Consider the following 26,927-nt stretch of genomic DNA (forward strand, 5'->3'; position numbering starts at 1 on the left):
ACATTATGGTCTGAATTTTATGAAACCTATTCTTATTGGGCTACTCAGCTCCTGCTTATTATTGTCCAACTTCAGTGATGCCAAAACCATTCAAACCTTTCGCGGGGAGGCCAATTTTAGTGAGACTCCGCAAAAGGTAGTGGCCTTTCCTGCAGGCGTGATCGACACCCTTGATTCCCTAGGGGTGAGGGTACAAGGTGTGCCAGAAAACCTTTTCCTAGATTATGTGGATACCAACGCGGCGGATACCGTCGGCACCTTGTTTACCGCAGATGTGGAAAAAATTCATCGCATGTCCCCAGATGTGGTGATTATCGGTGAGCGTTCGGCGCTGCAATATGATGCGCTGGTGGATCTTGCACCTGTCATCGACTTGTCGATTCCCAGAGGCAACACCTTCCAAGAAAGCCTTAGTAGAATGCATACGCTCGCCAATTTGTTTGATAAACAAGAGCAAGCAAAGCAAATTGAAACCAAGCTGATGCAATTAAGAGATGAAGCCAGAAGCCTGATCAAACCAGACGAGTCTGTTATGGTTGTCATGCTCATGGGGCGAGCGTTAAACGTACTTAGTCGTCAGACCCGTATTGACTGGTTCCAAGAAGAGCTTGGTATGAACCTAGAAGCCAGCGATGTGAAAAGCTTGAACGAAGTAGCGCCTATTTCTTATGAATATATTTTGGCGAAAGATCCAGACTGGTTAATCGTTATGGACCGAGACGCCTCTGTTGGGCGCAGTGCGAAAGACTTATCTCGAGAGTACATGGACACACCCCTTATACATGGCACCTCCGCTTGGAAAAATGATCGCGTGATTTACCTAAATGGCGTCGGTACGCTGAACTCTGTGGGTGGTGTACAAGGCATTCAACGTACTCTAGAAGAATTGATTGCTAAGTTTTCACAACGAGTCACCCTTGCTGGCAAGTCTGCGACACAATAAATGAAGGTGCCCTTTAAAACCCTAGTGTTGAGTCAGCCAATTTTGTTGTTGTGCTCCGTTTTTCTGTTGCTAGTACTTATGGTGACTAGCTTGTTTATTGGCACCTATAATTTATCGATTTTCAGTGTATTTGATAATGAACAAGCCAGTAGGGTGTTGCTGTTAAGCCGTTTACCCAGAACACTAGCAATCGTCATTGCAGGTGGTGTGTTAGGGTTAATTGGTGGACTCTCGCAAGTGGTACTCAACAATCGATTTGCTGAGCCGACCACCATAGGCACAGTGCAGGGCGTCTCTATTGGCTTGCTCATTGTTCATGCTTTTTGGCCCTCTATGCCGTTGTTTTTTACCATGCTGATCGCCTCTGGTTGTGGCTTGCTTAGCTTGCTTGGTTTCTTCTCTATTATTCGTCAGCTCAAATTGAATGACCCCATGCTATTGCCATTAATCGGCTTAATCTACTCGGCTATTTTAGGCGCTGTGGCGACCTTCTTTGCCTTCGAATTTGACCTTATGCAATTCCTTATGGTTTGGCTTAACGGGGATTTTTCTACCGTGATTGATGGCCGCTATGAGCTGATATGGGGAGCGGCTTTAGTGGCTGTTATCGTCTACTGGTTGGCCAACCAGCTTAACCTAATTAGTTTAGGAGAAACCCTAGGGCGCTCACTGGGGGTGCCATTTAAAGCGCTTGTGTTTATTTCTATGGTGATGATTGCCTTGTCGACGTCCATGATTGTCGCCACCGTTGGCATGATCAGCTTTTTAGGCTTAGTGGTGCCAAATATCGTGCGCTATTACTTGGGGGATAATCTAAAACGTAGCCTGCCGTGGTCTGCCTTAATAGGTGCCTGTCTGTTATTAGCCTGCGATATCGTAGGGCGCTATCTTGCCAACCCCTTTGAAATTCCTGCGAGCTTAGTTTTTGGTGTGCTAGGAGGGAGTATCTTCGTTTGGTCTTTGTATAAAGGAGAAGCGCGTGTTTAAACGGGCTTTCGCCAGCATGCTGATTCTCTGGCTGCTGGCGTCTTTATTATTTTTATTGCTAGGAAGTGGTGGCGATTTAAACTTCGTGCTTCGCTTTCGTTTTGATAAATGGCTGGCGCTCAACCTAGTTGGCGTATCGGTGGCTTTAGCTACCTTCCTGTTTCAAAGCCTTGCCCAAAGTCGCATACTCACGCCCGCTATCATGGGGCTTGATTCTGTTTTTCTGCTGTTCAATATCTTATTGATTGGTTTGGTGGGAGGAGGAGAGTACGCGAAAATCTCCATGTCGTTTAAGTTTTTCATGCAAGTATTGCTCATGATGTTATTCGCCGTGGCAGTTTTTGGGATATTAGTACGGCGCTTTTCAACAGATATTAATCGGCTGCTCTTAATTGGTATCGCTTTGGGTTTATTAATCCAGTCTTTAGTGGAGTTTTTGGCAAGGCTGATCACACCAGAAGACTTCACCTTGTTTCAGAGTATCGCTTTTGCGCAATTCAATCGGGTGCAAACGGAATTATTGGGGGTCATCGCTTTAGTGCTAGTGGTGGTGATTGCTATTTTGTGGCGCATTCATAGAGCCTTAGATGTTTATCGACTAGGGCGCAACAGCGCGATTAATTTGGGAATTCACTATTCCAAAATGACATCCGCATTATTGCTGCTGGTGGCGATTATGGTCAGTGTCTCCACGGCCTTGGTTGGGCCAATTTTTTTCTTTGGTCTGCTGATAACCGCTATTGTCTTTGCCTTGTATCCTTCAGCAAGATCTGGCCCTTTCATGATAATGGCGAGTTTTGTCGGGGCAATTTCGCTAGTCGGCGGACAAGCTATTTTTGAGCACCTATTAGGGCTCGCATCCACTCTAAGCGTGGTTATTGAGTTTGTTGGTGGTCTGGTGTTCTTCGTACTGCTGTTTAAGAGCCAGAAGCTATGATGCAAGTGGCTAGAAAGCTACTCTGACTCTTCTAAAAACATTTCCCTGACCATATCTATAAGTCTGACAAAGACTACTTCCAGCGATATTATCTGTTTTATTTCTCCCAGATCTAGATGCATTGACTTGTGCTAGGTAAATCAGCCCATTAATTAAGGTGTAGGGTTTCTACTTATCTTGAGAATTTTGATGAATAGATGTCAACCTCAATTTAACAATTGTATCCCACTCATTTGCGAAAACGGTTGCTTTATTTTTTGCACAATGAAAGTGCGGTTTTTAAAAAAGCAGGAATGCCACTGGTTCTCATTTACAAGCATCTTAAATAACAGGTAATGATCCATAAGAGGTTGTCTTAATAGGTATCGAGTAAAATAGCAAATAAAATCATTTATAAACAATGACTTAGGTTTAATTTATGGTGCGCCATTCTAGTGCTGGATTATTGTTGTGGGTATTAGTGGTGCACTTGGTTTGAGGGGGAATTGACACAACCCATTGTGTAATTAATCGGGTTCTATCTGGACCTAACAAAACCTGATACTGGATCTATTGCTTATGAAACAGATGGATAACAATCAAATTGTTGCTGAAAAATGACAAATACATTAATCACTGTTTGAAATGCTTTTAAGGATGTTTATATGAGTTTATTTAAATTAAATGTAGGTAAAGCTCTTTTATTAAGTGCATTTTTATCTATGTCTTCACATGCTGAATCAATTGTTATGAATGTTGGGTGGGAGACACCAGAAGATTCAGAGTACGGGATTTTAGCGAAGAAATTTAAGGATTTAACCGAAGAATATAGTAATGGTGAAATAGAAGTTAAGTTAAGATGTTGTGGTCAAACAGGAACAGAGGATACAGCTTTTAATTCATTAAGGTTAGGCATACTTGATGCTTATTTTATAACAAATAATAATGTTTCCCCTCATTGGCCTCTTATGGATGTCTTTTCCCTTCCATATATATTCCAGAGTCCAGAACATGCGTCTAAAGTATTTTATGGCGAAGTTGGTGCTGAAATAAAAGAAAAACTATATGCGGATACAAAAGTTACTATCTTAACCTATGGAGGACTTTCATACAGAGATATGTATAACTCATCTACACCTATTCATAAAATTTCTGATATGGAAGGTTTAAAAATGAGGGTTCCAAAAAATGAAGTGATGATAGAAACCTTTAAGGCTTTTGGAGCGGAGCCGATTCCACTGGCTTGGTCAGAAACTCCTACAGCATTACAAACAAGAACGATTGATGGAGGTGATAATGGAACGGCTGTTATTAAAGACTATAAATTATATCAATTTGCGAAAAACTTGACTATTTTGGACTACTTTATTTCAGTTACCCCGCTTTTGGCAAGTGACAGGTTTATGAAAAAGCTAAATGAAGAGCAAAAAAGTATTGTTTTTAAGGCCGCAGAAGAAGCTGGAATTTATCAAGCAGAAATAAAATCTAAAAATACAAATGTGATAAGAAGTTGGTTGGTAGAAAATGGTGGTATGAATATAACTTATCCAGATAAAAAAGATTTTATCTTAGCCGCCGAGAAGGTTCAAGATAAAATAATGAGTGAAAAAAATAAAGATTTCAAAGATCTAGTTAATAAAATTAGAGAAGAAGCTAAATAAATTGTTTTAGTGGCTTTTAAATAAGCCACTTTATTTTTGGATTTTATTATATGTTTTTGTTTTTATCTAGAAAATTTGACAAACATTTTGAAGAGTATGTTGCTAGTTTCTGTATTGCGGTAATTTCTATTTGTGTTATTTCACAAGTTGTTCTTAGATATGTTTTCGGAACAGGGCTAACTTGGACTGAGGAAGTCTCAAGTATCTCAATGGTTTGGGCTGTATATATGGGAGCTTCATTAGGTATTAGAGAGCGATATCATGTTCGTATATTGGCATTTGTTATGCTTTTTCCCAAAAAAATAAGTTTGATTTTTATAATTTTAGGAGATGTGGTTTTACTTAGCTTTTGTATTTTCATGATTGTTGCTGGTTATGACTATCTATATTTGTTATGGAGTCAGCCGTCTTACACACCTTCATTGAAAATCGACCTTTTTTGGCCTCATAGTATTGTGGTTTTTGGCTATATTCTGATCATATTTAGACTTTTACAATTGTATTGCAAATGGTTTTTTTCTGATAGAAAAATAGCTCCAGGTATGCCTGAAGAGTACTCAAACTAACAATATATTTTAAGGATTTTTTGTGAGTGATATCGGAATTGTTATAACTGCTTTTGTCATTTTTACTCTAATTGGTATACCAATTTTTGCAACCGTAGGTATAGCCACAGCATTAGCAATTTGGCTAATTGATTTACCATTTACACTTTTATCTCAAGTAGGCTATACAGCGTTAGAGCCTTTTCCACTGTTAACGATTCCTTTGTTTATATTTGCAGGAAGGTTAATGGAAGTTAGTGGAATATCAGAACGGATGATTAATGTGGCTAAAGTAATGGTAGGTAGCTACAGAGGAAGTATGGGGATGGTGTCTGTAATTGGATGTACCTTATTCGCCGCTCTTTCTGGTTCCGGACCTGCAACGACAGCTGCAATTGGTAGTATCACGATACCTGCTATGAAAAAAGAAGGCTACTCACCTCGTTTTGCAGCAGCGGTGGTGGCTTCTGCCGGGGCATTGGGGAGCGTTATTCCCCCCAGCAATTTATTGATCGTCTATGGACTTGTCTCAGCTACCTCAATACCAATGCTATTTATGGCTGGATTAATACCTGGGATAGCTATCATGATATTTTTATTGCTGATTGCATATTTTACAGCTCGAAAAAATAATTGGGGGGAAACGTCTGTTAAGTTTGAATGGAAGTATTTTTTTAAGGTTTTCTGGGAGGGTAAGTGGGCTTTAGGTACACCTATAATAATTTTAGGTGGTATTTATGGTGGTGTTTTTACTCCAACTGAAGCTGCAGGTATTGCGGTTTTATATTCCCTTATTGTAGGTAGATTCATTTATAAAGGTCTCTCATTAAAAAATATTTTCGAAAGCTTAAAGTTTACGGCTTTAATATCCGGTCTTCTGTTGTTGATTGCACCAACAATGGGGTTTGGTCAACTTACTGCCTTTTATGATATACCGGACTTAGTTAGGAGTAGTATTACTTCAATTACAGATAACCCTTTTATGGTTATGGTATTGATAGGAATATTTTATATAATCATTGGAACCTTTATGGAGTCTTTAGCTCAAGTTGTTCTATTTACTGGAGTGTTTCTTCCATTAGTTAGTAGCTTAGGAATTGATCCTATAATGTTTGGTATTTTTACTGTTGTTACATGTGAAATTGGTTTTTTAACTCCTCCACTAGGAGCAAATTTAAATATTGCGGCTCGTATTGCGAAGATATCAATTGAAGATGTCTCTATGGGAGCTATCCCATTTATTTTTGCTTATATTCTATGTCTGTTACTGTTAATAATTTTTCCAGAGATGGCTACTTTTTTACCTAATATATTTTATGGTTAATAAAAGTAGAATAAATTAAACAAATATTGAGGATGCACATGTTTGACGTTATTTTGAAGAATGGAACTATTTACGATGGCTTTGGAGGTACTGCATATATTGGTGATGTGGCGATTGAAGGTGAAAAAATAGCTTCTATAGGTAATTTTGATCAAGATCAAGCAAAAGAAGTCATTGATGTTCAAGGCCTAGCCGTATCTCCAGGGTTTATCGATATGCATACCCACTCTGATTTCACTCTCCTTGCTAATAGTAAGGCTGAAAGCCAGGTTCATCAGGGGGTGACTACTGAAGTCATAGGACAATGTGGCTTCAGTTCTGCTCCTGTGTGCTGCGCCGAAGACGCAAAAATTATGTCGATTGGTTATGTTGATAACGCTGTAGATATCAGCTGGAATTCATTTGGAGAATATCTACAAAAGCTAGAAAGTACTCCCTTAGGTGTGAATGTTGCTGCATTTGTTGGCCATGGAACTATTTTTAAAACAGTAATGAAAGAGAAGTCAGGCTCTTTACCAGATGATTCTCAAGTAATTGCAATGGCTGACTTATTAGATAAATGTTTTCAAGAAGGGGCAATTGGTATGTCCTCTGGATTAGAGTACTATCCAGGAAGAATGACATCACCGGAACATTTAGTCCCTTTATGTGAAGTGGTTGCCAAATATGATGGCTTATACGCGACCCATGTAAGGAATAGGGATCAGCATTATGATCTTGGTTTTATGGAGGCACTTTCTACAGCAAGAGTATCTGGTGTAAGGTTGCAAATCTCACATATTCAACCAAAATTTGGTGCGCCAGATTATGCAATGAAGCATACTCTGGAGATGATCTCTAAAGCTCGAGAGCATGGCGTTGACGTTGGATTTGATATTATTCCTCATGATTGGAATCATACTTCGATAAAACAAATTTTGCCTTCATGGGCTCTTGATGGAGGAACTGAAGCACTACGCGAGCGCCTAAAAGATGAAGAGTGCAGGGAGCGAATTAAAAGCAACCGTACTCCTATGTGGAAGATTGTCCTAGCTGACAAGTGGGATAAAATAGCTTTATTATATTCCAAAGACAACCCTGATTTAGTTGGCTTAAACTTTATCGAAATTAGTAAAATTCGAGGAGTACCACCATACGATTGTGCATTAGATCTATTACTCGAAGAAAAGGACATGGACTCATTATTATGGACTTCACAAAGCTTTTCTGAAGAAGATCTGGTGCTGTGCCTTAAGCAACAAGAGTGTGGAGTAATATCAGATACACTTGCGTTAGCACCATATGGTATTTTGAAAAACCATATTGGATCGCTGAGTGGTTATGGTTGGGCTGCTCGCTTCATTCAGATCTATGTTCATCAATTAAAAGTTTTGACCTTAAATGAGGCTGTTAGGCGCTTAACTTACCTCCCTGCACAGCAATTGCATTTGCAAGGTCGAGGGATAATTCGCCCTGGAGCATTTGCAGATATCGTTGTTTTTGATCCCCAAGATATTAGAAGTAACTGTTCTATTGAAGAGCCTCGTAAGTACGCATCAGGGATTGCTCACGTTATGGTGAATGGTCACTTATCTTTCAAAAATGGTCAAAGAATAGATGTAAATAAAGGTAAGGTTCTAAGAAGAGCAACTTTATAAGCATTCAGTATAGGGGCGTCCAAGAATATTAGGTTCGTCCCTATATATGTACTAGTAGCATTCCCCCACATTTTGAAAACTTTTCCTTGTATCGATTTGTTGATAGTTGTTTGGCTAGTTCTGTAAAGGCTTCTTTTCTGAAGCATTTAGTATTACCATATTAATAATTACAAAAAATAACTAAAGAAGATCGCACTATGAAAAGTACCCCTTTTAAGCCCTCATCCAGAGACATTCTGCTCTCTACCTTTTGCAACCCTTAGTACCTTCAAAAATATTTAATGGAGTAAATTATGTGGATTATCTACGCGTTGCTGGCTGCGCTGTTTTTTGGTGCCCGTGGCATCATGTATCAATGGACATCTCAAAAAAATCTAGACCGAAACCTGATGTTGTTTGGGGTGTTTTTTGTGGGCTTTGTGATCAGTACGATCGCTATGATAGTGCTCAATCAGCAATGGTACGCTTGGTCTGATGTGCTGGTAGGGGTTGCCATGGGAGTAGGGTCTTTTTCTTCCAATGCGGCGCTGCACAAAGGTTTTTCTCAAGGTAAAGCTTCACTGATCAGTATTTTGGCAGGCTTACCGCCTTTGTTTGTGGTGTTGCTAGCCTACATTATCTGGAATGAAACCCTGACCACCCAGCAATTGATTGGTTTTGTGATTATCTTCGTGGGTTTGTATACCATTCGTTATTCCAATGATATTTCTTTTAGTAATTTACAAGGGGCGCAATGGGGGTTGTTAGCGGCATTATTCTTTGCCATTAATGACCTGCTTGGTAAGCAATCTACACGTCTTGAGGCGGATATGTTTGCCACGCTGACGCTAATGTTTGGGGTCGGTGGATTATTATTTGCGTTGAGCTGGTGGCAGGGAGCCAGTCGCCGGTCTAAGTCCCAAGCAGAGGACTATCAGTGGTCCAATAGCAAAACCTTTGCTTGTGGTCTAGTGGTTGGTTTAACGAATGTGGCTGGCATGATGGCGATACTGACAGCCTTTGCCATTGGCGCGGCGGGCTTGGTATCGGCAGTAGCGGCGATGAATATCTTATTTATTTTGCTGTACTCTCGAGTGTTTCTAAAAGAGGCGTTCAGTAGACAAGAAGTGATCGGATTAACCGCTGCATTAGTGGGTATTGTGATCTTACGTCTAAGCCAATAGCTTATCTTTATGATATCGATTTAAACTATCACTTTCCTGTTTTAGATTGTTCTTAATAATATAAAAACATCAGCAAGCAGGAGAGATTTATGAAAGTTTTAATCGCAGTGGTCAGTAAATGTTTAGGGGTTCTTGCCAAAGAGTCGCAGAAAGGTAGTCAGATAAATTGCAATTATTGTGATGATTATTATGGCGATCGAACCTGCCATATACACAGAACCTACGAATAAATCGTTGTTTATTGACCTGCCAGTGTTTAACGATGACGCCACTGGTAGGTCAATTTCACACAACAAATTTAAGCAAAGCGTTTTTCAAGATAGCGAATAATATCGCTTGATTCATACATCCATTCTACTTTTCCTTGTTGCTCAATTCGCAGGCAAGGAACCGTCACTTTACCACCATTTTCTAATAGCTCTGCACGATAGTGCGACCCTTGCGACGCATCACGCATTTCAATTGGTAAGTTAAGCTTGTGCATAGCACGGCGGGTTTTAATGCAAAACGGGCAGGCAAAAAACTGATACAAAGACAGTTCACTAACTTGTTCATTGACGAGTTCTTGCTCGCTAGGCGTACGTTGTAACTTACGGCCACGGGTTAGCAAGTCAAGCGCCACCATGATAAGGCCGAGGGTGTTGCGAATAAGACGAATAAATAATTCCATAGTTGAGCCCGATGATGATAAGTGGGGCTGAATTCTAGCGCTTTACGATTTGAAACAAAACCGTCAATTCGATGAATCATCAATGTGAATCGCCATTTAACTATCTTTTCGGTCCTTATTCCATCGGCCTAAATACCAGGCAGGTGATCAGCTAAGTTGAGTCTTGATAGTGTTTAGCCCTTGCTGAATGTTTTGAAAAATAGCATCAATGTTTTTGGTCGCTTCTTGGAAGAAGATGTCTGGATTTCGGTCACTTAATGTTTGTTGATCAACGCTCAATCGCACTTCATCGACGAAGGCTTGAATCGCATGGCAGGTCTGGCTGCCGACTGTGTCCTGTATCTGGCTAATTTCTTTTTCTATCTTGGCAAGGGTAAAAAGCAAATGAAGTTTTTTATCTGGTGTACAGCGGTCGCTGTTAGAAACTTGCATGGTTAAGGCCCTTACTTGGCCGATCGATTCTGCCAGTTCGGGTAGGGTGCGCACTAGCTTATTGGACAGCGCTTTCACATCAAGGCTACGGCTGGTGGTGAGGCCAAAGTCGTCGGCCATGTCCCAAAGGCTATCGAGCAAACGCTTGATCAAACTAGAGTGCAATTGAAAGCTGATATTGGCATTAAGATCGTTACGCTGAATAAGCTTTTGCCATTGTCTCTGTTCCGCCTGCAAGCTTTGAAAGGTGCGCGGGTCAAAATGTTTATGAGCATCCGAAAGGGTTTTAAAGTGACCAGCAAGCTCGCTTTCTAAAGCCTTCAGCTTTGTTTCTAAGGCGTGCTGCCCATTCAGGTAGCCAGAATGCATGCCCCTATGTTGTTGGGTAAGTTTTATGATGCTCATTAAAGTATTAATAAGCTCAAGGCCGATAATGCTCTTTTGGTGTGCTTGTTTTTTGGTTTGCACTAAACGGATTAGACTTAACGCCAGTAGGCCAAAGCAGACCGCAGCGAGCAGTAAAATTTGATTCGTCATAACTTAAACCTCCTCTGGATTTTGTTGTTCTAAACGTGATGATAGCCAGTAAAGGTATTTCACCATGTCTTTGGTATCTTTACTTGATAAGCTGTTTTTTTCGCTCACCTGAGCAATTTCTTGCAGTCGCTGACACATTTCTTCATTGGCGTGGCCAAATTCACTGATCAAGCCCAAAGAGGTATTCACTTCATGGCAAGTGGTTTGGGCGGCTTTCTCTATCTCATCGAGTAGAGTTTCAGTGCTGGAAATTGATTGCACACTCTGTTTGCTGATGGTTTCCATGGCTTGACTGTTGTCTTTTGAGGTCGCGACTTGAGATTGGATGTTGGCCACAAGTGTCGCAATATCCTGTGCAGCACTGCCTGTATTAGAAGCCAGTGATCGAACTTCATCTGCGACAACAGCAAAGCCTCGTCCTGCTTCACCGGCTCGCGCGGCTTCAATGGCCGCGTTCAATGCCAGTAGATTAATCTGTTCGGTTATCTGCGCAATGGTGCCAATAAAGCTGTTAATTTCCTCTGCATTTTGCGTCAGGGTCGCAATGTTTTCTTGGTTGTTTTTAACACTGATATCCAGTTGTTGTTGTGTGCTTTGTAGGGCATGTAGTGACTGTTTACCATCTTTTACTAGGGAGGAGGTGGTTTGTGCCATATCTTGGGTAAGCGTCATACGACTGCCAATATCGCCGACAGTGGCAGTCATTTCTTCAGCGGTAGAAGCAATGGAGTTAAGGGCTTCATGTTCTTTCTCGGCGTCGTCAGAAAGCTGAACAGAAGAACTGTTCAGTTCTGTGGCTGTGTATTGAGTTTCCTGAGCGCAGCTCATAAGCAAGTGGTCTTTCCGTTGCAGCTCTCGAATCAGGTGGTTAAGTTGCCCAGCTAGTGCATTAAAGTCAGTATCGTTGGTTGTTAGGGAAAGGGCAGAAATATTGTCTGAGTCATCCAGTTGTTGGCGAAGCGAATTTAAGCGCTGTTGTGTCAGAAAGATTAGGCAAAGGGCAAAATACCAAGATAAAGCGCATAAGGTGATGAGCAAATAGCTTAGAGTCGAGTCATAAGCCACAAGCAGGATGCTGGCGATTGCTAGGCTACAGATGAGTAAAATTCTAAGGGGTTTGGAAACCGATGAAAGCAGTAAAATTCCGGGGGTAAACAGCATCACGACAAATCACCTCATTAAACTTGATGAATAAAAGAATCCATTCCACATCTAAGCGAATGTTTACGACGTCGTTGCCATAATGTTTTTGATGTATCTGTTTGAGTTATATTCTTCACTACGCCATTGCAGTTAAGACTCAACCAAATACCTTTGTTTATTTGCTGAGCAAGAAAAGTGCCAAAAGTTACAAAACTTTACTTAAGTTTATAAAGCGTTACAGATGCGTGTTTATAAGGCTTTCAGGAGGTTTGTAAAGAGGTGAATAAAGTTAGCAGCTGTATGCTCTAAGTCGTTTGAGTGCTTTATTGGTGCAGAAACAAAGACGGTAACTTTACCGCCTTGTTTTGGGGCGAGTTTAATTCGTTAAGGTTATTAATCAAAATTGTCAGTCTAATTAATGAATCAAATTTAAGAGAGAGCCGCTTAGGCCGTATCACGGTTCCATGGCATTTTCATGAGTAGCTTTGCCATACCACACCAACCGGTGACACCAGCAAAAAAGAGTGCACCACCAAATATTCCGGCTAGGGCAAAACCCACAGACGAAGTGCTAAAACCCAGCATTACGCACAATGCAATCAGTAATCCCACCACGATTTGTACTTGTCGAATGATAGGTAAGGTTTTCTGAGTCTCGCCACCCACTAAAGGCAAACCTGCGGCCTGCCAAGCTGAGATTCCCCCTTCAACATTCATAATCGTATTCGCAGTTTTGCCCATTTTATGGAGGGTTTCACAGGCCATAGCGCCACGAGAACCTTTTAAGCATTGCACCAGAGTGACCGTGTTCTCAGGTAAGGCTAATTGCTTGAAGTCTTTTTCAAGGGAGCTTAGTGGTAGGGAGATGGCATAGGGAATGTGCTGCTCTGCAAATTCATTCGCTTCGCGCACATCGATTAAGATAGCTTGGCCTGCCATTAATAACTCATGGGCGTCTTTTACATTAATTGTCTGGGTCATCGTTTGTTTTCTCTTGGCAAAATTCATTGTACAAAACCGCCATGATTTTCAAGGTGGCTTCATTTTCGATTTGGTAGTAAAGCGTTCTATGCTCCCGTCTAAAGCCGATAATTCCTTCGTCTTTAAGCTTGTTGAGGTGCTGTGACATGGACGATTGCGCAATGTCTGTGGCGGCAATTAATTCGCTGACACTCTTTTCGCCACTGGCCAATTCACACAAAATCAGTAAGCGGTTCGGGCTAGCAAGGCCTTTTAAAAAACTTGCGGCCAAGCCAGAGTTAGATTTCATATTCTTCATGGTTATATTCTTATATCAATTTATGTTTTTATAATATCACAAAAATATAAATTGAAAAGGGCTTTTTAGGAAGAGTAAAAAAATACGCTATTTCGTCTTTAAAATTGCAATGAAAAGGTGAACCAGATTGTGGTGTTTGGCGGCGTGTTGTTAAGAGAGAATAAGCAGAGAGCAGGTAAAGAAAGAGCAGGGCCTAGACTGGAGAATCGTCTTTGGCCCTGCGTTAGGGTTAGTAACCCAATAGCTTTGGTAAGGTTAAGGAAATCGCTGGTACGTAGGCGACAACAATTACCGCAATGGTCGAAACTAGCGCGAATGGTAACGCCTTAGCTGTGACTTCTTCCAAAGGTGTTTTTGAAATACCCGAGGCTACGAACAGGTTCTCACCCAAAGGTGGTGTAGAAAAGCCGATAGATAAGCTACAGACCATGACAATACCAAAGTGTACTGGGTCGATACCTAGGGAGTAGGTGACTGGCAGCAGCACAGGCGTCAAAATCATGATGGCGGCTAAGGTTTCCATAAACATGCCAACAAACAGCAAGAAGGCAATGAGCAATAGCCAAATCAAGTAAAGGTTATCTGTCACGCCCAGCATGGCATCCGCAATAATGGCTGGAATTTGATTTTCCAACAAAATACGACCAAAAGCCGTGGCAGTAAATAGGATCAAGAGTACACGGCCAGAAATCCAAGTAGTGGTTTCTAGGGAGTGAGCGAGATGTTTCCATTTAAGCTCTTTATGTACAAAGACACCAATCACCAAGGTATAGAAGATGGCAACAATGGCGGACTCAGTTGGGGTAAATAAACCAGAGTAGATTCCCCCAAGAATGACCAGCGGTGCCAGAATTGACCAAATACCTGAACGTGCGGCTTTACGAATCTGTCCTGCCGACCAACCTTCACCACTGCCTTTGTAGCCAAAGCGACGACATTGGATGTAGTTCAAGGTCATCAAACTAATGGCCATCACCACGCCGGGTAAAAAGCCAGCGATGAAGAGTTTCGGAATGGAGATACTTTGAAACTCTCCGTGCTTAGCAATTGCATCCAGAGGGACTGTCATGCCTAGAGCGGAAATACCAAAAATCACCATAGGGATAGAAGGCGGAATAACAATACCCAGTCCACCAGAAGAGGCTGTCACGGCGGATGCATAGCCTTTATCGTAACCACGTTTAACCATGGCTGGAATCATCAACATACCAACGGCAGCGGTAGTGGCAGGGCCAGAGCCTGAAATCGCACCAAAGAACATACAGGCTAAAATAGCGGCTGCAGAGATGCCTCCTGTCACTGGGCCTGCAAAACTTTCTGCCAGTGTGACCAGTCGTTTTGATATGCCTGATGCTTCCATTAAGGCACCAGCGAGAATAAACGCAGGCAAGGCCATTAATGGGAAAGAGCCAACAGAGTTGAAGGCGATTTGTACCAGTTTAATAGGGTTGTCACCCAAGAACAAAAACGACGCCAGTGCGGCCACACCTAGTGAGGCCATAACTGGGGCACCTAGTACCAATAGCAGTAAAAAGGAGCCAAATAGGGTTAAAACGATTGAAGACTCATTCATGATCCTTTCTCCGCGCTGGTTTCAGGGGCTGTTTCTGCACTGGCTTTCATCAGCTCGTTCACTTCTTGAGCTTCTGGGTCAACAATGTCTTGCCCTTTGACAAATTTTAAATAGTTCACTTGGAGAATGCGGATGGTCATCAGAGTAAAAGCAATTGGTAAAATTAGGTAGATGTACTTCATTGGCACACCAAGGGTTTGTGATTTCCAAAATAGGTTCATGCGGTTAAAGACAAAGTCGTAGCTGATGTAAATGAAGTAGCTATTAAAACCGACCCATGCAAGATCTGAAGTGATCTCAAACGTGGTTTTGAGTTTTTTAGGCAACCATTTGTATTGGAACGTGACGCGGTTATGGGCAGACAGCTTAGCGGCATAGCTGGAGCCAAGAAAGACGAACCAGACAAACATGTAAACGGATAATTCTTCACTCCAAGTTATTGAGTAGCCAAACACCTCACGAGAGATAATTTGCGCAAACAATAGAGTGACGAAGGCGGATAACAAGGCTCTACATAAGTAGCTTTCCAAGTTATTGAATATTTTTAACAATAATCTCATGATGCTTTTGTTGTTTCCTTGGTAGAGAACAATTTGGCCATGGTGGAGCAAAACTGGGCGATTGCTCGCCCAGTTTTTATTTTTTAGATTTCGTCACGACCTAGGGTACGTAGTAGGTCATTGATTTTGTCTTTACCACCTACTTGTTCGTAGAATTCAGGCCATACACCTTCTTGTGCACGTTTCACCCACTCTTTTTCATCTTCCAACTGGTCGATTTGCAAACCGTATTTTGCAACCAATTCTTTTTTGATGCCTTCTTCTTTCTCTTGAATCCATTGTAGGCTGAATTCAGTCGCTTCTTGGCCAGCTGCTAAGATGGCTTCTTGAACGTCTTTAGACTGATCTTGGAACAAGTACTCAGACATAATCAGTGGCTCCAATTGGAACATGTAGTGTGTCTCTGTTAGGTACTTTTGGATTTCCGCAAATTTCATTGAGTAGATAGCGGCATAAGGTGTTTCTTGACCGTGTACAACTTTTTGCTGAAGCGCGGTGAAGGTTTCTGACCAAGCGACAGGCGTTGGGTTAATGCCAAGTGCTTGGTAAGTTTTAATGATCAAGTCACTCTTTGGAACACGAACAAACAAGCCCTGAAGGTCATCTATCGTTGTAACAGGGTGCTTAGAGTTCGTCAGCATACGAAAGCCAGAGTAGCTCCAAGCAACAATACGAACATTTGCTTGATTTAGTGCGTCTTGTTCTAGGCGCTTGGTCACATCACTGTTAATGATGGTTTCAGCCTGATCGATATTTTCGAAAATGTAAGGAAGAGAGAAAATACCTAAAGATGGGCTAAATGGCGCTAGGTTGTTACTACCTAGAATGGATAAGTCTAGTGTGCCTAAGGCAACGTCATTAACTGTCGCTTGTTCGGAGCCAAGTTGACCGTTTACAAAAAGATCAGCACTGTATTTGCCGCCCGTTTTTTCAGATAAAAGCTCAGAAAACTTTAAACCAACAGCTTCTTGTGCACTGTTACCGCCGTCACCTACTGCCATTTTCCATGTGGCAGAAAGAGCATTTGCTGAAAGTACAAGCCCTGCTGTTAATGAAAGCGTTTTAATGAACATATTCTTACTCATGGTTCTTTCCTCTTATATAGTTTGATTGTGTCTAGATTTAAATTCCGTAAATTCTATATTGTCCTTTGTATTTGGTTAGCATTTATTGTGCCAAATTTGTTTATTTTTATATTTTGTATATTTGTTGCTTTTTTATAGGCTATTTACTGTGTATTCCTTATATTTCGATAATTTTTTGGGTTTATTATCTTTTAAATAAGAAATCGTTATTTCTGTGCTTTTAAAATTATTTATTGGTGCTTTATTTTGGTTCTTTTTTGGGTTGTTATGCACCAAGATGATCCAAAGTTATTTTTTGTGTTGTTTTTAAAGGGTTTTTTTGTGTGTTTTTTTAGGGCGAAAGGGGGCCTATGAGGTTGTTTTTAAAAAAACAACCTCATTTTAACTTTTTATTGAAAGTTATTTTTTTATTTAAATGTTTTCTTTTTGAAACTTAATCATAAACTCAGACAGTTTCTCTGTGTCTTTAATTGAAATGCCGTTATATAAACTTGCTCTTAAATAATCACCTACACCAAAAGGTGTTAATGTTCTTAGGCCGATTATGCCAAGCTCCCAGCTTTCAATTAAGAATTTATTAGTAAGTTCTTCGTTTCCTGATTTAATATTGAATGGAACGTTCATTCTGCTTCGTAAATCTTTATTGGTGACTGGTGTGCCATAGAAACCATTTGAATTATCAATAACATCGTAAAGTAATTGAGACTTTTCAATGGAACGGCGTTCGTTTTCCATTACGCCGCCTTCTTGCTCTAGCCAATTCATCACATGACCGACAACTTCAATATTGAAGGTGGCAGGGGTGTTCCATAAATTGCCAGCGTCACTATTGGTTGTGTAATTGAACACACCCGGACAAAGTGGTGAGGCTTTGTCTTCACCTAATAAGTCTTTGCGAATGACGGTCATTGTTAGGCCTGGGTGACCAATGTTTTTTGAGGCACAAGCGAAAAGAACACCAACACCGGCTTCTAGCCATTCGATAGGTTTCGTTGTGAAATCTGAGCTTGCATCCACAATTAATGGAATGTGCTGACGGGAGGCAGGCAACTTAGGCAGCCTGTGCAGTTCAATACCATTAACGGTTTCGTTGGAACACAAATATACGAACTTACTATCAGGGTGAATGGCCTCTTCGGTCAGTTCAGGAAAGTGGGTATACAAGCCCGTTACAGGGTCTTTGCCATCAATGGTTTGCGCAGAACAATATTTGTCGCCTTCGTTGCGAGCTCGTTCCGACCAAGTGCCATTAACCACATAGGAAGCGATATCCGTTAGGTTTTTGCACAGATTTAACGGCAGAGCGGCAAATTGTCCGTGGCCACCACCATGGGTGAAGAGGATTTCATAGTTATCAGGGATCGCCATGACCTGACGTGCGGTGTTAACAGCGTGATCAAGAATGGCTTGGAATTCTGGTGTACGGTGTGACATGGCTAAAGAAGTAAGGCCTGGCTTTTGAAAGCCTTCGGCGATCTTTTTCTCAACTGCTTTAGGTAGAGAGGTTGGGCCAGGGCTAAAGTTAACGACTTCTTCGCTAGGGGCCGTTGAACTTAATGAACCTACCAGAGCAGGGTGAGAATTTGTATTCATTAGCTTGATCCTTTCAAATTAACATTTAACGGGTTAAAGAGTTGCCTTTATCGAAAGCCTGTAGCGGCCTTTAAAAATTCATTTCACCGATGGAGGCGCTAATGCCGAGCAAGGCCACCATGATCAGAATAGGGATAGCAAAGTGCTTTAGAGACTTTGGCGGCTGCTTGTTAAATAGCCACTGACCTAGGCGTACAGAAATTAAGGTCGGGATGAGCAGAATGCCCGTCAGCTTGAGGACTTCCAGTCCCACTAGCCCACTGAAAAATAACGCCCCTAGTGCGAGAGATTCACTGATGACAAAAAACATAATCATGGTGGCTCGTTGGCTGCTTGCGCTCAGTGCGCTGGAAAGCATGTAACACACCACCATAGGGCCACCGACTGAAGCGCCAGATGTCCCAGTACCGGCAAGCATGCCAAAACCGAACTTGGCAATGGTCTTGTCGGTGCCGCGCACTCGAAAATCCATGAGCAGTAAAAACGAGAACACCAAGATGGCAAGACATATCGCCAGCTTAAGCGTAACGCTTGGCACTAAGAACAATAGGCTCAGGCCAACAGGAATACCTGCCATTGAGCCTAGTGTGAGAAATTTGAAGGTGTGCATATCCCCTTGGCGTACCGCTTGGCGTAGTAGCGGAGCGCTACAGATAATGTCGAGAGCCAAAACTACGGGGATACTTTGTTGTGGGACCAAGAAAATATTCATGCCGACAACAGCGATTGCAGCAAAGCCGAACCCAGTAAAACCACGTACCAGACCTGCTAAAGCGACCACTGGGGCTAAAATCCAAATACTTTCTAATGACACTCACACACCTCATTACATAGCCAAATGTTGACCAATTCAGTATGCCTTCAATGTCTTGACGGTAATTAGTGCCAATTTCCAGTTTCTATAGAGCCAAGCAAAGTGATTGGGCACTCTTTGGGGGCAGGGGTGTGAATTGGTACTCTGCGGTGAGGTGGGTAATGGTACTGGTTTCTTGTCTTAAACTATTCATTTGAAACCTTTTTGCCGCTGCCTTAGAGTGTTGGTCATTTATTATTTATTGAGCGGCGTATTATGTTTTCTATCTTTAAAACCTTCTTTCTATTAGGGTGCTACAGCTTTGGTGGACCCGCAGCACACATAGGGTATTTTAGAGAGCACTTTGTGACCAAAAAATCTTGGCTAAGTGATCAAGAGTTTGCCCAATATGTGGCTCTAAGTCAGTTTTTGCCGGGGCCGGGCTCCAGCCAAGTAGGCTTTGCTATTGGTTATAAACGTGGGGGATTAGCGGGTGCTTGCGCGGCATTTTTAGGCTTCACCTTGCCTTCTGTTTTAGCCTTATTAGTGTTTGCCAGCTTAGGTGCTCAATTCGTCGGGACAGATAGCTATCAAGCCATTATTCACGGCTTAAAATTACTGGCTGTAGTGGTAGTGGCGGATGCAGCTTTGGGAATGTATCGCAACTTTTGCCAATCCAAATTAACGGCTGGGCTGTGTGTGTTAACCGCTTTGGTCTTATTATGCGTGCCCAGTGTGACCAGCCAAATACTGGTACTAGTCTTCGCGGCCCTTATTGGTGCATTCACTCTTAGTGAACCTCAAAAAATTGTTGAGGGACGTTTTAAAGCAAGTACTTTTCCCCTAGTACTATTTCTCGTGTTGTTACTAGCATTGCCGATTTTGCCAGTGCAATGGCCTTTATTGCACATATTTAATGACTTCTTTCAGGCCGGCAGTTTGGTTTTTGGTGGCGGGCATGTGGTGTTACCACTTTTACAAAGCCTAGTGGGTGAGCAATTAGGGCAAGATGCTTTCCTCGCAGGTTATGCAGCTGCTCAGGCGGTTCCGGGGCCAATGTTTACCCTTGCCACCTATTTTGGCTATGTGATCTCGGATACACCTGTGTTGGGCGCTTTGGTTGCTACTTTGGCAGTTTTTTTACCGGGCTTCTTATTGCTTTTAGGGGTGTTGAAAAACTGGCAGTCACTTGCAAATAAACCCAAAGTGGCTGGGGCTTTGCGAGGAGTGAATGCGGCGGTGGTCGGGTTGCTGATTGCGGCGCTTTACCAACCTGTGTTTAGCAGTGCTGTGATCAGTGCCATGGATATGGCGTTAGTATTAGTTGGCTTGTTCCTACTGAAGCAAATGAAGCTGTCTGTCCTCTGGGTCATTCTATTCTTTGTACTTTTCTCGTTATTTCTCTAAATCATCGAATGTTTGGAAGCCGTGCTGTACTGGCGCAGCTTCCAGTACCTTTCTTTCAGCTTATGTTGCTGTGTAAGTACCACGTTGCTTGCTTACAAAAAACTTACTAATGAAGGGATACCTTTTAAGCCAGATGTTATAGCATCATGTTTTTCGACTTTAGTGTGCTTTGCTTAGGTTTATGTTCCTAAATTAGGACTTTTTAACCTTTTATTACCATTTTTATCATTATTGTATTGAACTGGAAATACTTATTGGTAATATCACCTTATGGTCTTTTATGATTGAAATGCATAATAGAACTGATTAAAGTAAAGATATTGCTAATAAAAATAACAATGGAGCTAAACATGACTACTTCTTCTCAATCACGCCAAGTATTCTTCAAAGCCAGCTTGGTCGCTGTATCGGTTGCAACCGCATCGATAGCACACTCAGCTGGTTTTTCCCTAAATGATCACAGTGCGACTGCTTCAGGTACTGCCCTTGCAGGCGCCGCTTCCTCTGGTGCGGACATCTCATTCAGTTATTGGAACCCTGCGCTCTTCACAAATGCCACAGAAACTAGTTTTTATGGTTCGGCGGCTTATGTGTCTCCAAGTATGGAAACAACCGTGAACTCCGCCAGCGGAGCGAGAGGTGGCTCACTGGGGACAACTAGCACAGACGACTCAGTAAGCAGTGCTGTTATTCCATCTTTATACTTTGCCAAACCAATTAACGACAAAACGGTAGCAGGTATTTCTTTAAATGCACCTTATGGTTTGTCAGGTGATTATGGGGAAGATTGGGCGGGGCGTTTTCATGCCACAGAAACCTCAATCGAAGACATAGCGTTAAGTTTTTCTTTAGCCCATAAAGTTAATAATAAAGTATCGTTAGGTGCCAGTGTTCAGTATCACCAAGCGGAAGTAGTATTAGCCTCAGCTGTTGGTTCAAGTGCTGCGGAAGGTGATGGTCGTATCGAGGCTGATGCAGACGCAATTGGTTACAGCCTAGGGGTTTTGTTTGAACCAGTGAAAGGCACTCGTATTGGTTTAGGTTACCGCAGTGAAGTAGATTTCGATTTTGAAGGTGATGTTACCTATACTGATGTCGGAACTGTAAACTTTGGTTTAACCAGCTTAAATCTTCCTAACCTCGTTAATACAACTGTTTCTGATTCACTGACTTTCCCTGACATCATTACCCTAAGTTTGGATCAAGAGCTAACTAAAAAACTAACCTTGGGTTTAACCGCGATGCGCACAGGTTGGAGTTCGCTGGATGAGTTGCGTATTGATTTTGATAGTACCCAATCGGACTCTGTGCTTACCTTTAATTTTGAAGATCAATGGTTCTACTCAGCGGGTTTAACCTATGAGCATTCCGATAAGCTAACTTTGCGTACCGGTATCGCTATGGATAATTCGCCAGTTACGGATGAATATCGTTCGGCGCGTACGCCAGATGGCGACCGCAAGTGGTTGTCTTTCGGTGGTACTTACAGCTTTAACGACATGACTTCGGCAACCTTCGCTTACACTCGCGTTTCTATAGATGATGTAACCGTGAATCGTTCAGGTAACTCGGACGATACTTCGCGCGGTAATTTAAACGCGGATTACAAAACCTCTGCAGATGTATTCTCTCTTGCAGTGAATACAACCTTCTAAGCGTTTGTAGGGACAAGCAAGAAAGCCCAAGCATGAGTGCTTGGGCTTTCTTTTGCTACCAATATATTGGTTAGTAGAGCCCAGATTTTTTAAGGTAAGCCTGTATTTCATCTTCTGGCACCATACCGCCCCCTGTGGCCCAAACTATGTGTGTTGCGTTCTTCATGGTGCCTTCATCAAACTGCATCCGCTGACGATAACCAGTGTCTTGAGTCAATAAAATTGGCCCTAACATGCCAGCCAACGCGGAAGGCTCCAGTTGTATGTTCTCGGTTAAGCTTAACTGTCCTAAAAGCTGGTACATGCGATCATCCGAAAGGGTGTAATAACCATCCAGCAAGCGTTCCATCGCTCGTCCCACAAAGCCAGACGCTCGACCAACGGCTAGTCCATCGGCAGCGGTAATGTTATCAATGCCCAAATCTTGAACACAAATCTCGTCGTGTAATCCCGTATGGACTCCTAACAACATGCAAGGGGAGTGAGTGGGTTCTGCAAATAGGCAATGAACATGGTCACCAAAGGCCATTTTTAGGCCAAATGCTACCCCACCGGGTCCACCGCCCACGCCACAGGGTAAATAGACAAACAGAGGGTGATGAGCATCGACGAGTATATTTTGTGCATCCAGTTGTGCTTTGAGGCGCTCTCCCGCAACCGCATAACCCAGAAACAAAGCTTGAGAGTTTTCATCATCAATAAAAAAGCAGTTAGGATCACTTTGAGCTTCTTGGCGCCCCTGTGCCACGGCCACCCCATAATCCTGCTGGTACTCCACTACATTGACACCAGAGGCGCGCAGCTTGGCTTTTTTCCATTCTCTCGCGTCCGCCGACATATGCACAGACACGGAAAAGCCAAGTTTGGCACTGATGATCCCAATGGATAATCCAAGGTTACCTGTTGAGCCAACGGCAATGCTAAATTGCTTAAAGAAGTCTTGGTATTGCTGATTGAACAATTGGCTGTAATCGTCCGTTTCAGTGAGCAGCCCTGCGTTGATCGCGAGCTTTTCGGCATGAGCCAGTACTTCATATATGCCGCCGCGGGCTTTGATAGAGCCTGAGATAGGTAAGTGACTGTCTTTTTTCAGTAGCAGTCGCCCTGATATAGATGTGCCGTATTCCTTTTCAAGCTGTGCTTGCATGTGAGGAATAGAAACGAGTTCGGATTCTATGATGCCTGAATGGGCTGCCGTTTCTGGAAAGGCTTTGGCGAGATAGGGGGCAAACCTTGAGAGCCGTTCGCTGGCATCTGCAATATCGCTTTGGTCGAGGCCCACATAGGGCAATGCGTCGTTAAGCGATGTGATGTGGGGGTTAAACCAAGAGACTTCCTCAAGAGCTATCAGCTGCTTAACAAGAGGGTACTGTGCAATCAATTGTTCTACTGTGCTTGTCATAGGCTTCCTACTGTCAAGACGGTCTGCTAAATGGATTTTGTCCATAGTAAAGCATTTGGCCGCTTTGAGCTTGGTTTTAGCCAGTGAGAGTAGAGACGATGAGTTTAGCTGGACGTTTAATAAACCATTCTATGAGCTTTGGCTTTTTTGTTATCTTCCTCTGTCCATTCCACGATAGGAGAGGGCTTGCCAAAATAGTAGCCTTGTAGCGTATGACAACCTAGGGAAATAAGCATGTCGGCCTGCTCTCGTGTCTCAATACCTTCTGCAATCACCTTCATGTTCAAGGAGTTTGCTAACTGAATGGTCGATTTAACAATATCAGTATGGCGTTGGTCTTCCGGTAATGGAGACACGAAGCGACGGTCAATTTTCAAGATGTTCGCAGGAATGTCTATCAGCTGGCCAAGGGATGCCTGACCCGTACCAAAGTCATCAATGGCAATGGAGAAACCGTATTGAGACAGCGCTCTAAGGCGCTTGTGTATGAGTGGATGGGTCATTACCGCACTGGTTTCGGTAATCTCCAGTTCCAGCATTTTATGCAGCCATGGGTGCTCGGTGATTAAGGACATAAGTAGGGCAAAGAACATATCGTTCATAAGCTCCTGCCCTGCCAAGTTAAAGGCAATGGGGGTATTGATATGATCTTTGTGCCAGCTTTCTAATACCACTACTAACTCTTTTATGAGGTTTTCTGCTAGCTGTGGCAATAAGCCAAGTTCTTCCGCGATGCGGATAAAAACAAAAGGCGACACAAAGCTGCCGTCTTTTTGAGGCCATCGTGCCAAGGCTTCGAATGAGCAAATGTCGCCATTAGGGGAAACCTGAGGCTGTAGCCAAAGAGTGATCTCTTTACGCTTAATGGCGGCGCTAAGTTTCAATCCTAAGCGGTGTTCTTCAACTAATTGAGTTTCTAGCTTATCGTTAAAGTAAGAGAATCTGTCTGCACTGGTGGAGTATTCCAGCGCCATTTCACATTGCTCGATCATTTCCTCTGCTGAATTCCCTTCACCTTGATGATAGGCAATGCCAACCTGATAGTTCATGTTCAATGTGTTGCCATTAATGGTGATGTGGTTAGGCAATAAAGATTGAATCAGGGTTGAGAGGTTTTTTTGGATCAAATACGTCTGGTTCAGAGGAATGAAACAGGCGAATTTTACACCACGTAGGCGTCCAATCACTGCTTGCTGGCTGAGTTTCTTCTGGAGGATTTTAGCAAAACTCAAGATGATCTTATTCGAATTATCTTTGCCATACTGCTTATTCAATAACTTAAACTGGCTGATGCGAATGATGAACATGGCGCCCGTTAGGTGCTCATTGCGGGAGCGAATAAGCTGATTCGTCTGTCGGCAGAAGTATTGATGATTCGGCAGTTTAGTCAGTGGATCAAAGTAGGTTAGGCGGTTGTTGGTCAGCTGAGTACTTTGTAACTCTTGCTGCATGGCTTTCAAGTGCGTAATGACCTGTAAATGCAAGACATAGTAGCCATGATTGGTCAGAGTTGCTCGGTGAACTTCGATCTCAATGTTTTCATCGAGTTTTAACGTGCACTCCGTGGTGTTGACTTGCCAGAAGTACTTTTCCGAGGTGTTTTTATTCTTAATGGGCACCAGCCAATCGAGGATCTTGGTATTTTCAATTTTTTTGCTTTTGCCATTGGTTAGTAACTTTTGTGCCAGTTTGTTGGCTTTTAATACCTTGCCACGGTGGTCACAAAGAATAGAAGGGGAGCCTGTGTGCTCAAAAAACTCTTGGTAAAGGGCGTGATTTTTATAGAGCTTTTTATAGAGTAAATTAATGTGAGACGTGTTGTCTTCTAGGGTCAGAATAATTCTTGAAACGGCAATGGGTAGACCAATGTTCAAGGTGAAAAAGGTTAATAACTGAAAGTAAAAAGGCGACATGGAATCAGGCATTGCTGAATAAGCGCTGTCAGCCACTAAATAAAAAGGCAAGATATTGACGATGATGGCGACCAGTGAGGCCTTAAAGCTAAACAGTAAGCGGGTCACCAAAGGAATCGAATAAAGAGCAATCAGAGCGTATTTCTGTGCGTAGAAGCTATCGCTGCTGAGCAGTAGAAACATGCCGGTAAAGGCGAGGAAAGCTAAAAAGACTTTTGCAATCAGCTTGGTATATTGCTGGCTAAAGTAGAGTAATCCGCATAATACGAAAATGAATGCAGTGTTAACCGCTAAATTGGCAAAATCACCTGTTTGTATGGCAAACGTCGTGTGGTAGATCTCGATGCCGATAAAGATGGCCAAAGAGAGCGCGATAAAAATTCTTAGAGCACTCTGCTGGAAGGCCTGCTCGTTCTGTTTACTCAAATGATCTTGTCTAATAAAGAAGAACTTTTTGAGAAGGTCAATAAACATCGATTAACGTTCTTTCATAAAAGGTAAAATAAGCTGTTATGTTTCAGCGTCTTAACACTACATTACATAAAAATAAGACAAATAACTACTTTTGTTTTAAAAAATAAATATGGTCATATTCGCTGTTTGGCAATGAGATTTAAGTGATTATCCCAATGATAGCCAGCATGCTTTTTCACCAAGGATGCAGTGTTAACCACAGGGTTACAAAGTAACTGTTTGCCACTACCACTTGTTAAGAAAAATTCATGGTTGTTTTCAGTGGCAGCGATACCGCATACGTCTGTGCAGTTATCTATCCCCAAAAACTTTTTACTGGCCACATGCCAATAGGCCACTAAACCGCCTCTTGGAGTACTGATCGCCAAGACTTCACCGCTCTTATCAAATCGCACGCTGCCACAATACTGCTTAAAACGCATGCGCACGTTTTCTGGCAGTGCCAGTGGTTCAATCGTTGAGCTATTGATATTGGATAAGCCAACCAGTGGTACGTTCTCCCACGGTTCACCTTGGTATTGGAAACCTAACGCAACTATGCCCTTAGGGTTTACATCAAGGTGGCGGATGCTTAATTGATGCAGATCTTGTGTGAAATTGGCTTGCTGCAAAACAGCGCCATCCTCTAAAGATACATAGGTTGCATTGGGCGCCATGGTATCGAGATTCAGTATGTCTCTGTCATGGTCTGGGTGGGTTTTAAGACCACCGTTAGCGATCACCAGTGTTTGCTCGTTGAGTAAAACGGATTCATGGGGGCCTATGCCGTTACTACTAAAGCTTTGTAATACTTCGCCACTGGGCCAAGCTCTAATGAACACCTTACCTTGTCCTGTCGGGTAATGGTTTTCTTGGGTGATCAGCTTTTGGCCATCGCGTGTGAAAATCGCATGCCCATAGAAATGGTGCTCTGGGCTTGGTTCAATGCGCTTCACTAGGGCTTGCTGGTGGATGTCATAAAAGTCTATGTAGAAGCCTGGACGGCGAGCCACGATGCCGACAATGGCCTCATTGGGATGCAACACGGGGCCGTGTGCTCGTGCAGGTAGGTCTGCAGACCATAATATGTTGCCTTGTTCATCAAATAGACCAAAACTATGTCGGCTGTCTTTGGTGAACGCGGATGCATATAAGCTAGAGGCGGAATGCCCTGTCAAAGCCGCCCACGAAGGAGCGGTCTGGATAAGCCCCGTACCCGCAAGGCTGGCTGTTAAAAAATCTCTTCTGTTCATCAT

The 26,927-nt window shown here is 42.5% G+C and carries 23 protein-coding genes; 10 read left to right on the forward strand and 13 right to left on the reverse strand.

Annotation, left to right across the window (positions count from 1 at the left end; all coding sequences use genetic code 11):
* The first annotated feature begins 19 nt into the window (after positions 1–19).
* The 8 genes from ACUM5Y_RS07440 to ACUM5Y_RS07475 all read left to right on the forward strand — a co-directional run bounded on the left by ACUM5Y_RS07440 (position 20) and on the right by ACUM5Y_RS07475 (position 9,176).
* Positions 20–943 carry an ABC transporter substrate-binding protein gene (locus ACUM5Y_RS07440; RefSeq protein WP_445976228.1) on the forward strand — a complete coding sequence of 308 codons (924 nt, stop codon included), beginning with the start codon at positions 20–22 and terminating at the stop codon, positions 941–943.
* Entirely contained in the window at positions 944–1,930 is a 987-nt protein-coding gene (locus tag ACUM5Y_RS07445; protein WP_445976229.1) for an iron chelate uptake ABC transporter family permease subunit, read from the forward strand.
* Positions 1,923–2,867, forward strand: coding sequence for an iron chelate uptake ABC transporter family permease subunit (locus ACUM5Y_RS07450; protein WP_445976230.1), 945 nt, complete (start codon positions 1,923–1,925; stop codon positions 2,865–2,867). Before ACUM5Y_RS07445 ends, ACUM5Y_RS07450 begins: the two co-directional genes overlap by 8 nt.
* 644 nt (positions 2,868–3,511) lie before the next feature.
* The gene (locus ACUM5Y_RS07455) at positions 3,512–4,507 is read left to right on the forward strand and encodes a TRAP transporter substrate-binding protein (protein WP_445976231.1); all 996 of its coding nucleotides are present in this window, start codon (positions 3,512–3,514) and stop codon (positions 4,505–4,507) included.
* Positions 4,508–4,557: 50 nt separating this feature from the next.
* Positions 4,558–5,073 (forward strand): TRAP transporter small permease, encoded by a 516-nt coding sequence (locus tag ACUM5Y_RS07460; RefSeq protein WP_445976232.1) that lies wholly within the window; start codon positions 4,558–4,560, stop codon positions 5,071–5,073.
* A gap of 22 nt (positions 5,074–5,095) precedes the next feature.
* Positions 5,096–6,376 (forward strand): TRAP transporter large permease, encoded by a 1,281-nt coding sequence (locus ACUM5Y_RS07465; RefSeq protein WP_445976233.1) that lies wholly within the window; start codon positions 5,096–5,098, stop codon positions 6,374–6,376.
* A 38-nt stretch (positions 6,377–6,414) separates the two neighbouring features.
* Positions 6,415–8,013, forward strand: a complete 1,599-nt coding sequence (locus ACUM5Y_RS07470; RefSeq protein WP_445976234.1) for an N-acyl-D-amino-acid deacylase family protein — start codon at positions 6,415–6,417, stop codon at positions 8,011–8,013.
* A gap of 293 nt (positions 8,014–8,306) precedes the next feature.
* Positions 8,307–9,176 carry a DMT family transporter gene (locus ACUM5Y_RS07475; protein ID WP_445976235.1) on the forward strand — a complete coding sequence of 290 codons (870 nt, stop codon included), beginning with the start codon at positions 8,307–8,309 and terminating at the stop codon, positions 9,174–9,176.
* Positions 9,177–9,474: 298 nt separating this feature from the next.
* Here ACUM5Y_RS07475 and ACUM5Y_RS07480 read toward each other — a convergent pair whose 3' ends face one another.
* From ACUM5Y_RS07480 to ACUM5Y_RS07525, 10 genes are all read right to left on the reverse strand, one after another.
* Complete coding sequence (locus ACUM5Y_RS07480) at positions 9,475–9,846, reverse strand: glutathione S-transferase N-terminal domain-containing protein (RefSeq protein ID WP_445976236.1); 372 nt, start codon at positions 9,844–9,846, stop codon at positions 9,475–9,477.
* A gap of 147 nt (positions 9,847–9,993) precedes the next feature.
* Positions 9,994–10,815: a hypothetical protein gene (locus tag ACUM5Y_RS07485; RefSeq protein ID WP_445976237.1), complete on the reverse strand. Its 822-nt coding sequence runs from the start codon at positions 10,813–10,815 to the stop codon at positions 9,994–9,996.
* Positions 10,816–10,818: 3 nt separating this feature from the next.
* Entirely contained in the window at positions 10,819–11,976 is a 1,158-nt protein-coding gene (locus ACUM5Y_RS07490) for a methyl-accepting chemotaxis protein (RefSeq protein ID WP_445976308.1), read from the reverse strand.
* Between the two features lie 426 nt (positions 11,977–12,402).
* Positions 12,403–12,939, reverse strand: coding sequence for a rhodanese-like domain-containing protein (locus ACUM5Y_RS07495; protein ID WP_445976238.1), 537 nt, complete (start codon positions 12,937–12,939; stop codon positions 12,403–12,405).
* Positions 12,923–13,237, reverse strand: coding sequence for an ArsR/SmtB family transcription factor (locus tag ACUM5Y_RS07500; RefSeq protein ID WP_445976239.1), 315 nt, complete (start codon positions 13,235–13,237; stop codon positions 12,923–12,925). Before ACUM5Y_RS07500 ends, ACUM5Y_RS07495 begins: the two co-directional genes overlap by 17 nt.
* Positions 13,238–13,466: 229 nt before the next feature.
* Positions 13,467–14,810: a TRAP transporter large permease gene (locus ACUM5Y_RS07505; RefSeq protein WP_445976240.1), complete on the reverse strand. Its 1,344-nt coding sequence runs from the start codon at positions 14,808–14,810 to the stop codon at positions 13,467–13,469.
* Positions 14,807–15,370, reverse strand: coding sequence for a TRAP transporter small permease (locus tag ACUM5Y_RS07510; RefSeq protein WP_445976241.1), 564 nt, complete (start codon positions 15,368–15,370; stop codon positions 14,807–14,809). Before ACUM5Y_RS07510 ends, ACUM5Y_RS07505 begins: the two co-directional genes overlap by 4 nt.
* Before the next feature lie 83 nt (positions 15,371–15,453).
* Positions 15,454–16,455, reverse strand: a complete 1,002-nt coding sequence (locus ACUM5Y_RS07515; RefSeq protein ID WP_445976242.1) for a TRAP transporter substrate-binding protein — start codon at positions 16,453–16,455, stop codon at positions 15,454–15,456.
* Between the two features lie 411 nt (positions 16,456–16,866).
* Positions 16,867–18,048, reverse strand: coding sequence for a 3-phosphoserine/phosphohydroxythreonine transaminase (gene serC / locus ACUM5Y_RS07520; RefSeq protein WP_445976243.1), 1,182 nt, complete (start codon positions 18,046–18,048; stop codon positions 16,867–16,869).
* A gap of 70 nt (positions 18,049–18,118) precedes the next feature.
* Complete coding sequence (locus ACUM5Y_RS07525; protein ID WP_445976244.1) at positions 18,119–18,862, reverse strand: sulfite exporter TauE/SafE family protein; 744 nt, start codon at positions 18,860–18,862, stop codon at positions 18,119–18,121.
* Between the two features lie 255 nt (positions 18,863–19,117).
* On the opposite strand from ACUM5Y_RS07525, the gene chrA reads away from it, so the two are divergent.
* Entirely contained in the window at positions 19,118–20,248 is a 1,131-nt protein-coding gene (gene chrA / locus ACUM5Y_RS07530) for a chromate efflux transporter (RefSeq protein ID WP_445976245.1), read from the forward strand.
* Positions 20,249–20,598: 350 nt separating this feature from the next.
* Entirely contained in the window at positions 20,599–21,903 is a 1,305-nt protein-coding gene (locus ACUM5Y_RS07535) for an OmpP1/FadL family transporter (protein WP_445976246.1), read from the forward strand.
* Between the two features lie 70 nt (positions 21,904–21,973).
* Here ACUM5Y_RS07535 and dsdA read toward each other — a convergent pair whose 3' ends face one another.
* From dsdA to ACUM5Y_RS07550, 3 genes are all read right to left on the reverse strand, one after another.
* Positions 21,974–23,305, reverse strand: a complete 1,332-nt coding sequence (gene dsdA, locus ACUM5Y_RS07540; RefSeq protein WP_445976247.1) for a D-serine ammonia-lyase — start codon at positions 23,303–23,305, stop codon at positions 21,974–21,976.
* Between the two features lie 116 nt (positions 23,306–23,421).
* The gene (locus ACUM5Y_RS07545) at positions 23,422–25,692 is read right to left on the reverse strand and encodes a putative bifunctional diguanylate cyclase/phosphodiesterase (protein WP_445976248.1); all 2,271 of its coding nucleotides are present in this window, start codon (positions 25,690–25,692) and stop codon (positions 23,422–23,424) included.
* Between the two features lie 113 nt (positions 25,693–25,805).
* On the reverse strand, positions 25,806–26,927 hold the full coding sequence (locus ACUM5Y_RS07550) for a DUF1513 domain-containing protein (RefSeq protein WP_445976249.1): 1,122 nt from the start codon (positions 26,925–26,927) through the stop codon (positions 25,806–25,808).

It is taken from the genome of Marinomonas dokdonensis (assembly GCF_052747885.1).